The following is a 14,295-nucleotide window of genomic DNA, read 5'->3' as shown; positions in this document are numbered from 1 at the left end:
ATCGACGGTCCCCCTCGGTCGCGTTTCGCAGCCGGAGGCGGCGAGGTACAGCCCCCGACGGCCCGCACGGACATCGTCACCTCGGACCGTCGGGCCGTCCCGCTGTCGACCGCCGACGCGACCTCCCCGGGAGGGCGTCGGAGGGGGGAATCCACCCGGTGATCGATCAGTGACCGCCACCGAGACGACGACGGAGCTCCCGCTCGGTCTCGGCCCGCAGCGCGCGCCGGAGGCGCGGCTCGAGCACGTGTTCGAGCGCGCCGCCGACGCGACGCCCGAGGCCACCGCGATCGAGCACGAGGGCCGGCCGACGACCTACGCCGCGCTCGACGCCCGGGCCAACCAGCTCGCGCACGTCCTGCGCGACCGCGGGGTCCGGCCCGGCGCCCGCGTCGCCCTCTTCCTGGAGCGGTCACCGGAGACCTACGTCGCGCTGCTCGGGGCGCTCAAGGCCGGCGCGGCCTTCGTGCCGATCGACCCGGAGTCTCCCGCCGACCGCGTCGCCTACGTCCTCGACGACGCCGACGTCGACCTCGTGCTCACCTCCGACGCGCTGTGCGGGACGGTCCCCGACGACCGCTGCTGGCTCGCCGTCGACGCCGCGTCCGCCACCCTCGACCGCGCGGCGGACCGGCGCCCCGACGGCCGCGGCCCGCCCGGGGAGGACGACCCCGCCGCGTACGTCATCTACACCTCCGGCTCGAGCGGGCGCCCCAAGGGCGTCGAGGTCGCGCAGTCGAGCATCACGAACTTCGTCGCCGTCGTGCCCACCGTCTACGACGTCCGCCCCGACGACCGGGTGCACCAGGGCATGACCATCTCCTTCGACTTCTCGATCGAGGAGATCTGGCCGACCTGGGCGGTCGGCGCCACCCTCGTCATCGGCCCGAACGACGAGCGCCGCCTCGGCGCCGACCTCGCCGACCACCTCGAGCGGGCCCGGGTCACCGTCCTCTACGCGGTCCCGACGCTGCTCGCGACGATCCCCCGCGACCTGCCCGGCGTCCGCAGCGTCCTGGTCGGCGGCGAGGCCTGCCCCGCCGAGATCGTCGAGCGCTGGGCCCGTCCCGGACGCCGGATGCTCAACACCTACGGCCCCACCGAGGCCACCGTCACCGCCACCTGGTGCGAGCTCGTGCCCGGGCGACCGGTGACGATCGGGCGCCCGCTGCCGACCTACGGTGTCGAGCTCCTCGACCCCGACGACGACGGGTACGGCCCGGTCGCGCCCGGCGCGGTCGGCGAGATCACCCTGGCCGGCCCGGGCGTCGCGCGCGGCTACGTGGGCATGCCCGAGAAGACCGCCGAGAAGTTCCTCGCGCGGCCCGGCGGACGCATCTACCGCACCGGCGACCTCGGCCGCTGGACCCCCGACGGCGAGGTCGAGTACCTGGGCCGCGCGGACGCGGAGGTCAAGGTCCGCGGGCACCGCGTCGACCTCGGCGAGATCGAGAGCGTGCTGCTCGCCGACCCCGGCGTGAGCAGCGCCGTCGTCGCCCTGCAGGAGGGTGACCTCGCGGCCTACGTCGTCGCCGACGAGGCGATCGACGTCCTGGTCGCCCGCCTCACCGACCTGACCCGCGACCGCCTGCCCGCCTACATGATCCCGACGACGCTCGACGTCCTCGACGCGCTGCCGACGCAGGCCAGCGGCAAGGTCGATCGCACGCAGCTCCCGCCACCCGCGGGCCGGCGCCTCGTCGCCGCCACCGGGCCCGTGGTCGCGCCCCAGGGCGAGCTCGAGGAGCAGCTCGCCGCGATCTGGGCCGAGGCCACCGGCATCCCCGCCGCCGAGCTCTCGGTCGAGGCCGACTTCTTCGACGCGCTCGGCGGTCACTCCCTGCTCGCCGCCACCACCGTGACGCTGATGCGCGAGCGCGGGGTCGGGGGCAGCCCGGCCGTCCGGGACCTCTACGCGCACCCGAGCGTGCGCGCCCTGGCCGCCCACCTCGGGACCGCCGGCGCCGGCGAGGTCACCGCGGCCGCCGCCCGCCCGGGGCCGGTCCGGCACACCGGACGGCGGGTCGCGGCGGCGGGCGCGGCGCAGGCCGTCGTGCTCTACCTGCTGCTGCTCGTCGTCACCCTGCCCCTGAGCTGGGTGTACACCGCGAACGACGGCACGGTCTCGACCGAGGTCCTGACCCAGGTGCTCGTCGCCGGCGCCGCCGCGTGGTTCGGCGTGCGCTGGGTGCTGCCCGTGCTGCTCGCCCGCCCGCTCGCGGCGGGCATCCGCCCGGGCCGGTACCGCCTCTGGGGCGTCACCTACCTGCGGCTGTGGACGCTCGACCTCGTCCTGCGCCAGTCGCCGCTGCCGGTGCTCGCCGGCTCGCCGTTCCTCGCCCCCTACCTGCGCCTGCTCGGCGCGCGCGTCGGGCGCCGCGTGCACGTCGCCGCCGCCGACCTCTCCCTGCCCCGCCTGCTGCGCCTCGACGACGACGTCGCCGTCGGCTACGGCGCCGTGCTGCACCCGTGGGCGGTCGAGGACGGCTGGGTCGTCGTCGGGCCGGTCCACCTCGAGCGCCGCGCGATCGCCGGCGCGAACAGCGTGCTCTCCCCCGGCAGCCGCGTCCGCGCGCGCGGGATGCTGGCCGAGCAGTCCGCGCTGGGCCGCGACGAGGTCGTGCCCGCCGACACGACGTGGGCCGGCTCGCCGCCGCAGGAGGTCGCCGACCAGGACGCCGCGCTCGTCGCGATGCGCGGCGCGGGCCCGCTGCCCGGCTGGCGCCGGCGCCACCTCCCCGCCGCGCTCGCCGGCCTCGTCGGGCTCGAGCTCGCCGCGGTGGGGATGGTCGTGCCGTCGGTGCTCGTGGTCTGGGGTGCGCTGCTCGGTGCGGGCGTGCTCGCCGGGCTCGTCGCGACGCTGCTCGCCGGCCCGGTGTTCGTCGTGACCGTGTGCGCCGTGGTCGCGCTCGGGCGCCGGCTCGTGCTGCCGCGCACGCCCGTCGGCATCCACCCGGTGCGCTCGACGCTGGGGCTGCGCAAGTGGGTCGCCGACGCGCTGCTGGCGTACAGCCTCGCGTTCACCAACTCGCTCTACGCGACGCTCTACACGGTGCCGTGGCTGCGGCTGCTCGGCGCGCGGGTCGGGCGCGGCGCGGAGGTCTCGACGGCCGCCCACCTCGACCCCGACCTGCTGACGCTCGGCGAGCAGAGCTTCGTCGCCGACATGGCGAGCGTCGGCGCGGCCACCTACGCCGACGGGCGGATGCTGCTGCGCCCGACCCGGGTCGGCGCCCGCGCGTTCGTCGGCAACGCCGCGCTCGTCCCGTCCGGCGTCGGCACCGGCGACGGCTCGCTGGTCGGGGTGCACACCGTGCCCCCGCCCGAGGGGGTGCCCGACGACTCGTCGTGGCTGGGCTCGCCCGCCATGCACCTGCCCCAGCGCCAGGACTCGGGCGACCACCCCGTGGAGGAGACGTTCGCCCCCGACCGGGCGCGGGTGCGCCGGCGCCTGGCCGTCGAGCTGGTGCGGGCCACGCTGCCCGCGTCGCTGCTCGGGCTCGGCCTCTACGGCTACCTGCTGGCGCTCTCGCTGGTCGCGCGCGGCCGGGACCTGCTGCCGGTCGCCCTCGTCGCCCCGCTGATCGCCCTCGCCGCGAGCAGCGCGATCGTCGCCTACGTGGTGGCGGTCAAGCGGCACGTCGCCGGCACCTACCGGCCGCGGGTCGCGCCGCTGTGGGACCCGTTCGTGCGGCGCACGGAGCTCGTCACCGGGCTCTACGAGGCGGCGGCGGTCCCGACGCTGCTCGGGATGCTCGTCGGCACCCCGTTCCTGCCGGTGGTCCTGCGCCGCTTCGGCGCGCGCATCGGGCGGCGCACCTGGATCGCGACGACCTACCTCACCGAGTTCGACCTCGTCGAGATCGGGGACGACGCCGCGATCGGGCCCGCGGTCTCGCTGCAGACGCACCTCTTCGAGGACCGGGTGATGAAGATGTCGACGGTCCGGGTCGCGCCGGGCGCCACGGTCGGCGCGCGCTCGGTGGTGCTCTACGACGCCACCGTCGGCGCGGACGTCGACCTCGACCGACTCTCGCTGCTGATGAAGGGCGAGGAGCTCGGCGAGGGCGGGCGCTGGCGCGGCATCCCGGCGCGGGGGGTCGCCGAGCCGGCCGACGCCGTGACGGGGGACCCGATGACCGACGACCCGACCCTCGAGCTCCCCCGCCTCGCGGGAGCGACCTGGTGAGGGCGCTGGTCTACCGCGGCCCCGCGAGCCTGCCCGGCTGCCCCGAGGCCGTCGCGTCCGTGCTCGCCGGCGCCGGGCTCGACGTCCGCTACGTCGGGCCGCGCGAGGACCTTGCGCTCACCGGGCCCGTGCTCGCCGGCGCCGACCTCTACGCCCAGCCCGGCGGCGGCACCCTGCGCCAGGGCTGGCGGCGGATGCGCCGGCACCGCCGCGCCGTGCGGGGGTTCGTCGCCGGCGGCGGGCGCTACGTCGGGTTCTGCCTCGGCGCCTACCTCGCCGGCGCGACCCCCGGGTTCGGGCTGCTGCCCGGCGACACCGACCAGGCCCTCGACACCGAGGACGACACGGTGGTCGAGCTCGACTGGGGCGGGACGCGCCGGGCCGTGTTCGCCCAGGACCCGGCCGCGCTGCTCGTCGACGGGCGCGCCGACGTGCTCGCCCGCTACCCCGACGGGCAGGCCGCGGCCGCCGTCGCCCCGTACGGCGCCGGGCGCGTCGGCGTCGTCGGCCCGCACCCCGAGGCCACCCCCGACTGGTTCACCGACGCCGGCCTCCCGGTCGCCCCCGACGCCCGCGACCTGGCCCGCGACCTCGTCGTCCACACCCTGGAGGGCGCCCCGTGAGGGCCCTGACCGTCCTCGTCGCCCTGCTGCTCGCGGTGGCCGGCTGCGCCACCCCGCCCGCGCAGGCCGCGCCGTGGCTCGAGAGGCCGTCCGTCGACCTGTCCTACGACCTCGCGCCCGACCTGCGCAGCGCCACCGGCCGCGAGTCGGTGACGTTCACGCCCGACCGGCGGGTCTGCGAGCTGGTGTTCCGGACCTGGCCGAACGCACCGTCGCCGGCGTCGGAGGGCAACGCGCTGCAGGTCACCGACGCCGCGGTCGACGGACGCTCCACGGAGCCGGTCGTCCGGGCCGCGGGGGCGCCGTCGGGGGCGCCCGGGACGCTGGTCGAGCTGCCGCTGCCGGCGTGCGTGGACGCGGGCACGCCCGTGCGCGCCGAGCTCGGCTTCACGCTCCGTCTCGGCGTCGACGCCGACGAGCGCCTCGGCACGTCGGCCGGCACCGCGTGGTTCGGCTCGGCCTTCCCGATGCTCGCGTGGGTGCGCGGGCAGGGGTGGGTGCGCGACGACGCCGTGCGCATCCCCGGCGAGACCGCGGTCAGCGAGGAGTTCCGCCTCGACGCCCTGCGCGTCACCGCCCCCGCGGCCGCGGCGGTCTCGGGGGTCGGCCGCACCGACGGCACCGCGCCCGGCCCGCGCCCGGGCACGACCACGCACACCTTCCGCGCCGACGGCATCCGCGACGTGTCGGTCGCCGTCGGCGCCTACCGGGTGCTCGAGCGGGAGACGGCCGACGGGACCCGGCTGCACCTGTTCACGCCGCTCGCCGGCACCCGCGTCGACCCCGAGCGCTGGGCCGCCGAGATCGACGGCGCGCTCGGGCGGCTCGAGGACCTGCTCGGCCCGGTGCCGCAGCCCGACCTGTGGGTGGCCATCGCGCCGTCGCAGTCGTCGGGGATCGAGTACCCGGGCGCGCTGCAGTTCGGCGACACCGCCCCGCGTGAGCTGCCCGAGCTCGTCGCGCACGAGCTCGCCCACCAGTGGTTCTACGCGCTCGTCGGCAGCGACCAGGGCCGCGACCCGTGGCTCGACGAGGCGTTCACGACCTACGCGCAGGCCCGCGCCACCGGCACGGAGTCGGGCTACGTCGTCGACGAGGACCGCGACGACCTGGGCCTGCCCATGGCGGCGTGGGCCGAGCGCGGCTTCGGGCCCTACAACACCGGCGTCTACGTCCAGGGCGCCGCGGTGCTGCTCGCCGCGCGCGAGCGGGCCGGCGCCGCGGCGTTCGACGACGCCCTGCGCGCCTACGTCGCCGACCACGCCCAGCGCGTCGCGACCCCCGACGACGTCGCCCGCGCCTTCGCCGGCCTGCCCGCGGTGACCGACGCGCCCACCCGCGCCGGCGCGCTGCCGCCCACCTGAGGAGGAGCCCCACCCCGATGACCGCTGCTGCCGTCCACGACGCCGAGCCGCGCACCGAGCCGGTCCCCGCCCCCGACCCCGCCCCCGACCCCGCCCGGTCCGAGGGCCGTGTCCTCGGTGTCGACGCCGCCCGCGGCGTCGCGCTGCTCGGGATGATGGCCGTGCACGCGCTCCACGTCGCCGACGCCGAGGGCCGCCCGACCTGGGTCGGCACGGTCGCCCTGGGCCACGCTGCAGCGCTGTTCGCGGTGCTCGCCGGCGTGGGGACCGCGGTCCTCACCGGGCGGGCGCGGGTCCGTGGCGGCGCAGACACCCGGCGCGCGGCCGCGTCGCTGACGGCGCGGGCGATCGTGATCGGCGTGCTCGGGCTCGCGGTCGGGGGCGTCACGGACCCCGAGGTTGCGACGGTGATCCTCCCGTCCTACGCCGTGCTGTTCCTGCTCGCGATCCCGCTGGTGCTGCTGCCGACCCCGGTGCTCGTCGGGGGCGCCGTGCTGGGCGCGGCGGGGTTCCCCGTCGTCAGCCACCTCGTGCGGGACCGGCTGCCCCTGCCGGAGCTGGGCAACCCCTCGCTGTCGTGGCTCGTCACCGACCCGCTCGGGCTCGTGCGCGAGCTCTTCCTCACCGGTTCCTACCCGGCGCTGTCGTGGCTGCCCTACCTCGCCGTCGGGCTCGTGGTCGGGCGGGCGCGGCTGCGCTCGCCGCGGCTGGCGGCCGGGCTCGCCGGGGGCGGGGTCGCGCTCGCGGCCGCTGCGGCCGGGACGTCGGCGCTGCTGCTCGGGCCGGGCGGCGGGCTGGCACGGATCACGGCGGCGTCGTCCGGTCTCGACCCCGCCGTCGTCGCCGAGGCCCTGACGATCGGCCCGGACGGCACGACGCCGACCACGACGTGGTGGTGGCTCGCCGTCGACAGCCCCCATTCGTCGACGCCGCCCGACCTCGCCCGCACGCTCGGCACCGCGCTCGCCGTGCTCGGGGTGATGCTGCTGCTCGACCGCGTGCGCAGCCCGGTGCTCGCCGTGGTGCGGGCGCCGCTCGCGGCGGCCGGGGCGATGACGCTGACCTTCTACACGCTGCACGTCCTGTTCCTCGACTCGCCGGTCGACGTCTACGGGCCGGTGACCGGCTACGTCGTGCAGGTCGTGGCGGTGCTGCTGCTCGGCATCGCGTGGCGGGCGAGCGCGGGGCGCGGGCCGCTGGAGACGCTCGCGTCGGCGGCGGGCGCCCGGGCGGCGCGGTGGGTCGCGCCCTGATCAGCGGGTCCTCCCCGCGCGGGGTCGGGTCTTCCCTACTCCGTGCGCGCCCCGGCGGCCCCAAGCTCGTGATCGTCCCGCCCGCCCCCGCCCACCGGAGACCGCGATGAGCTACCACCTCGGTGTCGACCTCGGCACGACGGCCACCACGGCCGCCGTCCACCGTCCCGGCGGCGCCGGTGTCGTCATCCTCGGCGAGCGCAGCGCGGCCATCCCGTCGCTGCTGCTGTGGCCGGCCGAGGGGTCGCCGCTGATCGGTGACGACGCCGAGCGGCGCGCGGCCGACGAGCCGACCCGCATCGCCCGCGGCATCCGCCCCCGCCTCCTCGACCCCGTGCCGTTCTCGCTCGGCGGGGCGCCCTTCGCCGCGAGCGCGCTGCTCGGGGTGCTGCTGCGCCGGGTCGTCGACCTCGTCGCGCAGCGCGAGGGCGGGGCGCCCGACAGCGTCGTGCTCACGCACCCGGCGACGTGGGGTGCGGCGCACCGCGACGCGTTCGCCGAGGTGGCGGCCACGCTCGGCCTCGACGCGGTCGCCCTCGTCACCGCGCCGGAGGCGGCCGTCACCGACCACCTCGCGCGGCGCTGGGCCGTCGCCGACGGGACGCTCGCCGTCGTCGACCTCGGCGGCGGCAGCCTCGACGCCACCGTGGTGGCGCACGCGGGCGGCGGGACCACGGTCCTCGGGCGGCCCGAGAGCGTCGAGCACCCCGACGACGACGAGCCCACCGAGGAGCGCATCCTCGCCACCCTGCACCGGACGCTCGCGAGCGCCGGCCTCGCCGCGGCCGACCTCGACGGCGTCCTGCTCACGGGACGCACGACGCGGATGGGCGTGCTGGCGGCGTCGCTGGGCGCGGCGCTGGGCCGCCCGGTCGAGGCCGGGCCGGAGCCGGAGCACGCGGTCGCGATCGGCGCCGCCCGGCTCGGCGCGCATCTCCGGGCGGCGGCTCCCCCGCCGCCCCGTGCGGTGGTGGACGCGGAGCCCGCGACCGTGCGCGTCGAGCACCCCGCGCCCGCCGTCGTGGGAGCCGCGGCCCTCCCGGCGCCGTCGCCGGCCCGGCCGGTCGCCGCCGGTGCGGCGCGCCGGCGCCCGCGGCGGGGCCTGGCCGCCGGGCTCGCCGCGGCCGCGATCGTGCTGGGCGCGGCCGGTGGGGGCACGCTCGCCCTGCTCGGCGCCGCGTCCCCGGCCGTCGCGGCCCCGCCCGCGCCGCTGCCGCCGGCGCCGGTCGCGGCGGAGACCACGACGACCGAGCCCGTGGAGACGGCCGAGCCGGAGGTCACCTCGGTCGCCGACACCACCACCGACACCACCACCGACACCACGACCCGCGCCGTGACCCCCCGGACCCGGACCACCACCAGCACCACGACGCCCACCGAGACGTCGGAGCACCGCCCCCGCGGCTCGCACGACCGGCCCGACGACCGGCATGACCAGGGCCGCGACGACCGGCACGACGAGGGCCGCGACGACACCGACCGCCACGACACCGACCGCCACGACCCCGGCCCCGAGGACCCCGACCAGAGCCCCGGCGACGACACCCCGACCCCGCCCGACCAGCAGCAGCAGCAGTAGAACCAGCCAGCGGCAGCCGACGAGCGAGGCCCGGGGTGTGGCAGCCTGGCGTCCACGCTGGCGTCCAACGTCAGGAAAGCCACCACGATCTCGGCCGGACGTGGCGTGACTCCCGCGGGGTCAAGCGGGTGGAGAAACTGGCGTTCAACGCCAGCGTGGACGCCAGGCTGGCCCCGGTCAGTGAGCGCGGGCGCGGGGGGTGCGGGCGAGGGCGGTGCCGAGCTCGGCGGCCGTGAGCGGCGTCGGGGTGTCGTAGGCCTCGCGCACGATCGCCGCGCCGCGGACGTCGTGGTCGGCGGTGTAGTGGTTCGTGACCACGACCGTCGCGATCCCCGCCGCCAGCGCCGCCCGCAGCCCCGGCCCCGAGTCCTCGACCGCCACGATCCGCGCGGCGTCGACGTCGAGCCGGGCGAGCGCGAGCCGGTAGGCCTCCGGGTCGGGCTTGAGCTCCGCGACGTCGTCGCCGCACACCACGACCTCCGCGGTCCCCGCGCCCAACAGGTGGGCGAGCAACGGCTCCACCCACGCCCGCCGGCCCGTCGTGGCGACGGCGATGCGGACGCCGCGAGCGCGCAGGTCGTCGACCAGCGCGGGCAGCCCCGGGCGCGGGCCGATCTCGCCGCGCCGCACCACGTCGACGAACAGGTCGGTCTTCGTGCGGTGCACGGCCGCGGCGAGCTCCTCGGCGTCGTCGACCCCCTGCGCCCGCAGCGCCGCCGCGACCCGCTGCCGGCCGCCGGTGATCGTCAGCAGCTCGCCGTAGTGCTCGACGCCCCACGACAGGTCGAGCCCGTGCGCGGCGAACGCCTCGTTGAACGCCACGCGGTGCCCGTCGCGCTCGGTGTCGGCGAGGGTGCCGTCGACGTCGAAGACGACGGCCTCGGGCAGATCGGGGATCACCGCGCCGCCTCCGTGAGGTGGTAGAGCAGCAGGAGCTGGGCGATCGCGAGCGGCTCGCTGCGCGCCTCACCGAGCCGCCCCAGGCACTCCGGGGTCTCGGTGTCGGGCGCGCCGAGCGAGGTCCAGATCGCCTTCTCCACCGCGAGGCTCTCCTCGCGCGGCACGTAGCCGTGCACGTGCAGCGACTCGACGGGCCGGCCGTCGCGATCCCGCTCGAGCTTGAGGTGCATGGCGCGCGACAGTCCCGGCTGCAGGGCCTCGGTGAGGTCGGGGTGGTCGATGGTCGGGCGCATCATCATCGTCGCCGACAGCGGCGTGTCGGGCGGGTCGTCGCGGCTCTCGATCGGCGCGAAGCGCACGACGAGGTCGGCGTTGGCCCGCTGCGGGCGGATGTAGGCCTCCGACTCGGGCTCGCGGCGCTCGAGCTCGGCGAGCACCTTCTCCTCGGTGTAGCCGCGCTTGCTCGTGTCCCGGGCGACCTTCCACCCGCGGCGGATCTCCTCGGGCGGGTCGAGGAAGACGGTGACGTCGAAGCAGGCCCGGGAGAGCTTGCTCCACAGCGGGAAGAGGCCCTCGACGATGACGAACTCGGCGGGCTCGACCAGCTCGGGGCGCACGAGCTCGCCGGTGCCGTGGTCGTAGACCGGCTTGAGCACGGGCGCGCCCGTCGCGAGCAGCTGCAGGTGCTGCTCCATGATCTCGAGGTGGTTGCAGTCGGGGTGGAGCGCGGTGAACGGCAGCTCCTTGCGCTCCTCCCGGTCGTAGCGGTGGTAGTCGTCGGTGCACAGCGACACGCACCGCTCGGGCCCGAGGGCCTCCACCAGACCGCGGGTCATCGTCGTCTTGCCGGCGGCACTGTCCCCGGCGATCGCGAGCATCACCGGGCGACGGGACGACGGCACACCGCCGGCGCGCCGGATGCGCAGGGACTTGTCGGGCACGAGGTCTCCCTTCGTCGACCCGGACGCTAGGTACCGCCGCCCGGCCCCTACTCCCCCGTGACGGGGGGTGCGACGGGGGAGACGCCGCGCAGCGCCGTCCCTAGGGTGAGCCGGATGACGGGGACCGCACCGCTGCGCGTGGTCCTCGTCGACGACCACGAGATGGTGATCGTCGGGCTCAAGGCGATGCTCGCCCCGTTCGCCGGTCGGGTCCGGGTGGTGGGCAGCGCGAACGGCGCCCGCGAGGCCCTCGACGTCGCCGTGTCGCTGGCCCCCGACATCGTCCTGTGCGACGTGCGCCTGCGCGGCGACAGCGGCCTCGACCTGTGCCGCAGCCTCGCCGAGCGCGCGCCGGGGCAGAAGGTCGTGCTGCTCTCGGTCTACGACGACGAGCAGTACCTCTACCAGGCCCTGCGCGCCGGGGCCGCCGGCTACCTGCTCAAGCACATCGGCGGCGAGGAGCTCGTCCGCCACCTCGAGCTCGCCGCGTCCGGGACGACGGTGGTCGACGCGACGATGGCCGGGCGCGCCGCGGCGTCGGCGGCCCGCCTGGAGCGCGACGAGTTCTGGCCGGGCGCGCACCTCGGGCTCACCCAGCGGGAGAGCGAGGTCCTCGCGCTGCTCGTCGCCGGGCACAGCAACCGCGCGATCGCCGCCGAGCTGGTCATCGGCGACGAGACGGTGAAGAGCCACGTGCGCTCGCTGCTGCGCAAGCTCGCGGTGCCCGACCGCACGGCGGCCGTCGCGGCGGCGCTGCGCGAGGGGGTGTTCCGGTGACGAGCGGCCTGGGCCTCGCCGATCCCGAGCGGGAGAACGCCGTCCTGCTCGCGATCATCGAGGCCGCGACGAGCGGGCCGGGCGTGGAGCCGCTGGCCGCCGCGGTCGCCCGCGTGATCACCGAGGCCACGGCCACCGACGTCTGCTTCGTCCACGTCCTCGACGACGCCGAGCCCTCGCTGACCCTCGCCGGCGCCACCCCGCCCTTCGACGCCCAGGTCGGCGCGGTGCGGCTCCCCCTCGGGACGGGCGTGACGGGCTGGGTCGCGAGCCACCGCGAGCCCGTCGTCATCCCCGCCGACAAGCAGGACGACCCCCGCTACGTCGCCATCCCGGAGCTGCGCGGCGAGGCGTACACGTCGATGGTGTCGGTGCCGATGGAGAGCGAGCCGGCGGGCCTGGTCGGGGTGCTCAACGTGCACACCGTCGCGCGCCGCGAGTTCGACGACCGCGACGTCCGCGTGCTGCGCACCATCGGGCGGCTCGTGGCGGGCGCGGTGCACCAGGCCCGGATGCACCGCCGGCTCGCCGCCCGCGAGGAGGCCCACGGGCGGTTCGCCGAGCAGATGGTCGCGGCGCAGGAGGCCGAGCGGCAGCGGCTGGCGCGCGACATCCACGACGGCATCTCGCAGCGGCTCGTGACGCTGTCGTTCCACCTCGACGCCGTGCGCACCTTCCTCGACCGGGGCGAGGCGGAGGCCGCGCGGACCGACCTCGCGACGGCCTGCGACCTCGTCCTCACCACCCTCGACGAGGCCCGCGCCGCGATCGGGGCGCTGCGCCCGCCGGTGCTCGACGACCTCGGGCTCGCCGGCGCGCTCGCCGCGCTGGCCCGCGGGCTGCCCGACGTGCGCGTCGTCCTCGACCTCGACGACCGCCGCCTGCCCGAGCACGTCGAGGTCGCGCTGTACCGGATCGCCCAGGAGACCCTGCAGAACGTCCTCAAGCACGCGCGGGCGGACGAGGTCGGCGTCCGGCTCGAGCCCACCAGCAGTGGCGTGCACCTCGTGCTCGCCGACGACGGTGTCGGGTTCGACCCCGCCGCCGGCTCGCGCGGCTACGGCCTCGCCTCGGTGCGCGAGCGCGCGGAGCTGGTCGGCGGCACCGTGCGCGTGATCTCCCGGCCGGGCACCGGGACGTCGGTGACCGTCACCGTCCCCCTCGACGATGAGACGAACGGCGAAGGGTCCGCCCGGAACACTTGATTGTCCTGCGCATCGTCGGCCCGCACGCTCAGGCCATGGCCGATCGATGGAGTGCGGGCGTCATCCCCTACGCGGAGATGGGGTACTGGCAGCCCGACTACGAACCGAAGGACACCGACCTGCTCTGCGCGTTCCGCGTGACGCCGCAGGACGGGGTGCCCCCCGAGGAGGCGGGCGCCGCGGTCGCCGGCGAGTCGAGCACGGCGACGTGGACCGTCGTCTGGACCGACCGGCTCACGACCTTCGAGCACTACCAGGCGAAGTGCTACCGCGTGGAGCCCGTCCCGGGCGTCGAGGGGCAGTGGATCGCCCACATCGCCTACGACCTCGACCTGTTCGAGGAAGGGTCGATCGCGAACCTGACCAGCTCCATCATCGGCAACGTCTTCGGCTTCAAGCCGCTCAAGGCCCTGCGCCTCGAGGACATGCGCATCCCGCCGCACTACGTCAAGACGTTCCAGGGCCCGGCGCACGGGATCGTCACCGAGCGCGAGTACCTCAACAAGTTCGGCCGCCCGCTGCTCGGCGCGACGACGAAGCCGAAGCTCGGCCTCTCGGCGCGCAACTACGGCCGCGTCGTCTACGAGGCCCTGCGCGGCGGGCTGGACTTCACCAAGGACGACGAGAACATCAACTCGCAGCCCTTCATGCGCTGGCGGGACCGCTACCTCGCCTGCATGGAGGCGGTGAACCGGGCGCAGGCCGAGACCGGCGAGGTCAAGGGCCACTACCTCAACGTCACCGCCGCGGACATGGAGGACATCTACGAGCGCGCCGAGTTCGCCCGCGACCTGGGCAGCGTCATCGTCATGGTCGACCTGACCGTCGGCTACACGGCGATCCAGTCGCTCGCGAAGTGGGCGCGGCGCAACGGCGTGATCCTGCACCTGCACCGCGCCGGCCACGCGACCTACACCCGCCAGAAGAACCACGGCGTGAGCTTCCGCGTCATCTCCAAGTGGATGCGCCTCGCGGGCGTCGACCACATCCACGCCGGCACGGTCGTCGGCAAGCTCGAGGGCGACCCGGCGTCGGTGCACGGCTTCTACGACGTGCTGCGCAAGGGCCGCTACGACGCCGACCCGTCGAAGGGCCTCTACTTCGAGCAGGACTGGGTGTCGATGCCCGCGGTCATGCCGGTGGCCTCCGGCGGCATCCACGCCGGCCAGATGCACCAGCTGCTGCACCACCTCGGCGAGGACACCGTCCTGCAGTTCGGCGGCGGCACCATCGGCCACCCGATGGGCATCGCCGCGGGCGCCGAGGCCAACCGCGTCGCCGTCGAGTCGATGATCAAGGCGCGCAACGAGGGCCGCGACTACCTCACCGAGGGCCCGGAGATCCTCCGCGACGCCGCGAAGCGCAACAAGCCGCTGGACATGGCCCTGTCGACGTGGGGCGACGTCACCTTCGACTACGCGTCCACCGACACCGTCGACGCCACCCCCACGCCCGCCTGAGGAG

At 76.3% G+C, this 14,295-nt stretch carries 10 protein-coding genes; 8 read left to right on the top strand and 2 right to left on the bottom strand.

Features of this window, described 5'->3' with window-relative positions; translation table 11 throughout:
- The first annotated feature begins 169 nt into the window (after positions 1-169).
- The 5 genes from PH190_RS06290 to PH190_RS06270 all read left to right on the top strand — a co-directional run bounded on the left by PH190_RS06290 (position 170) and on the right by PH190_RS06270 (position 9,008).
- Positions 170-4,189, top strand: a complete 4,020-nt coding sequence (locus tag PH190_RS06290) for a Pls/PosA family non-ribosomal peptide synthetase (RefSeq protein WP_274230627.1) — start codon at positions 170-172, stop codon at positions 4,187-4,189.
- Positions 4,186-4,812, top strand: coding sequence for a BPL-N domain-containing protein (locus PH190_RS06285; RefSeq protein ID WP_274230626.1), 627 nt, complete (start codon positions 4,186-4,188; stop codon positions 4,810-4,812). The genes PH190_RS06290 and PH190_RS06285 overlap by 4 nt, the downstream gene beginning before the upstream one ends.
- Positions 4,809-6,176, top strand: a complete 1,368-nt coding sequence (locus PH190_RS06280; protein ID WP_274230625.1) for a M1 family aminopeptidase — start codon at positions 4,809-4,811, stop codon at positions 6,174-6,176. Before PH190_RS06285 ends, PH190_RS06280 begins: the two co-directional genes overlap by 4 nt.
- 17 nt (positions 6,177-6,193) lie before the next feature.
- On the top strand, positions 6,194-7,429 hold the full coding sequence (locus PH190_RS06275) for a heparan-alpha-glucosaminide N-acetyltransferase domain-containing protein (protein WP_274230624.1): 1,236 nt from the start codon (positions 6,194-6,196) through the stop codon (positions 7,427-7,429).
- Positions 7,430-7,535: 106 nt separating this feature from the next.
- Positions 7,536-9,008: an Hsp70 family protein gene (locus PH190_RS06270; RefSeq protein WP_274230623.1), complete on the top strand. Its 1,473-nt coding sequence runs from the start codon at positions 7,536-7,538 to the stop codon at positions 9,006-9,008.
- A gap of 177 nt (positions 9,009-9,185) precedes the next feature.
- Here PH190_RS06270 and PH190_RS06265 read toward each other — a convergent pair whose 3' ends face one another.
- Both PH190_RS06265 and PH190_RS06260 read right to left on the bottom strand, forming a co-directional pair.
- A complete protein-coding gene (locus tag PH190_RS06265) occupies positions 9,186-9,908 on the bottom strand; it encodes an HAD-IA family hydrolase (protein ID WP_274230622.1) in 723 nt (240 codons plus the stop codon).
- Complete coding sequence (locus PH190_RS06260; RefSeq protein WP_274230621.1) at positions 9,905-10,849, bottom strand: phosphoribulokinase; 945 nt, start codon at positions 10,847-10,849, stop codon at positions 9,905-9,907. The genes PH190_RS06265 and PH190_RS06260 overlap by 4 nt, the downstream gene beginning before the upstream one ends.
- A 114-nt stretch (positions 10,850-10,963) precedes the next feature.
- Between PH190_RS06260 and PH190_RS06255 the strand changes: the two genes are divergently transcribed.
- Genes PH190_RS06255 through PH190_RS06245 form a run of 3 tightly spaced genes read left to right on the top strand, consistent with a single transcriptional unit; the run spans position 10,964 to position 14,291 of the window.
- The gene (locus PH190_RS06255; RefSeq protein WP_274203653.1) at positions 10,964-11,626 is read left to right on the top strand and encodes a response regulator; all 663 of its coding nucleotides are present in this window, start codon (positions 10,964-10,966) and stop codon (positions 11,624-11,626) included.
- Positions 11,623-12,831 (top strand): GAF domain-containing sensor histidine kinase, encoded by a 1,209-nt coding sequence (locus tag PH190_RS06250; protein ID WP_274230620.1) that lies wholly within the window; start codon positions 11,623-11,625, stop codon positions 12,829-12,831. The genes PH190_RS06255 and PH190_RS06250 overlap by 4 nt, the downstream gene beginning before the upstream one ends.
- 35 nt (positions 12,832-12,866) lie before the next feature.
- Positions 12,867-14,291: a form I ribulose bisphosphate carboxylase large subunit gene (locus tag PH190_RS06245; RefSeq protein ID WP_274230619.1), complete on the top strand. Its 1,425-nt coding sequence runs from the start codon at positions 12,867-12,869 to the stop codon at positions 14,289-14,291.
- Positions 14,292-14,295: the final 4 nt, after the last annotated feature.

Source organism: Actinomycetospora straminea, from assembly GCF_028737255.1.
Classification (GTDB): Bacteria; Actinomycetota; Actinomycetes; order Mycobacteriales; family Pseudonocardiaceae; genus Actinomycetospora; species Actinomycetospora straminea.
This window is presented reverse-complemented; position numbering and strand designations above follow the sequence as displayed.

Coding starts and splice junctions, on each gene's coding strand:
- PH190_RS06275 (WP_274230624.1), top strand. CDS start 6,194: ATGACCGCTGCTGCCGTCCACGACGCCGAGCCGCGCACCGAGCCGGTC.
- PH190_RS06270 (WP_274230623.1), top strand. CDS start 7,536: ATGAGCTACCACCTCGGTGTCGACCTCGGCACGACGGCCACCACGGCC.
- PH190_RS06255 (WP_274203653.1), top strand. CDS start 10,964: ATGACGGGGACCGCACCGCTGCGCGTGGTCCTCGTCGACGACCACGAG.
- PH190_RS06245 (WP_274230619.1), top strand. CDS start 12,867: ATGGCCGATCGATGGAGTGCGGGCGTCATCCCCTACGCGGAGATGGGG.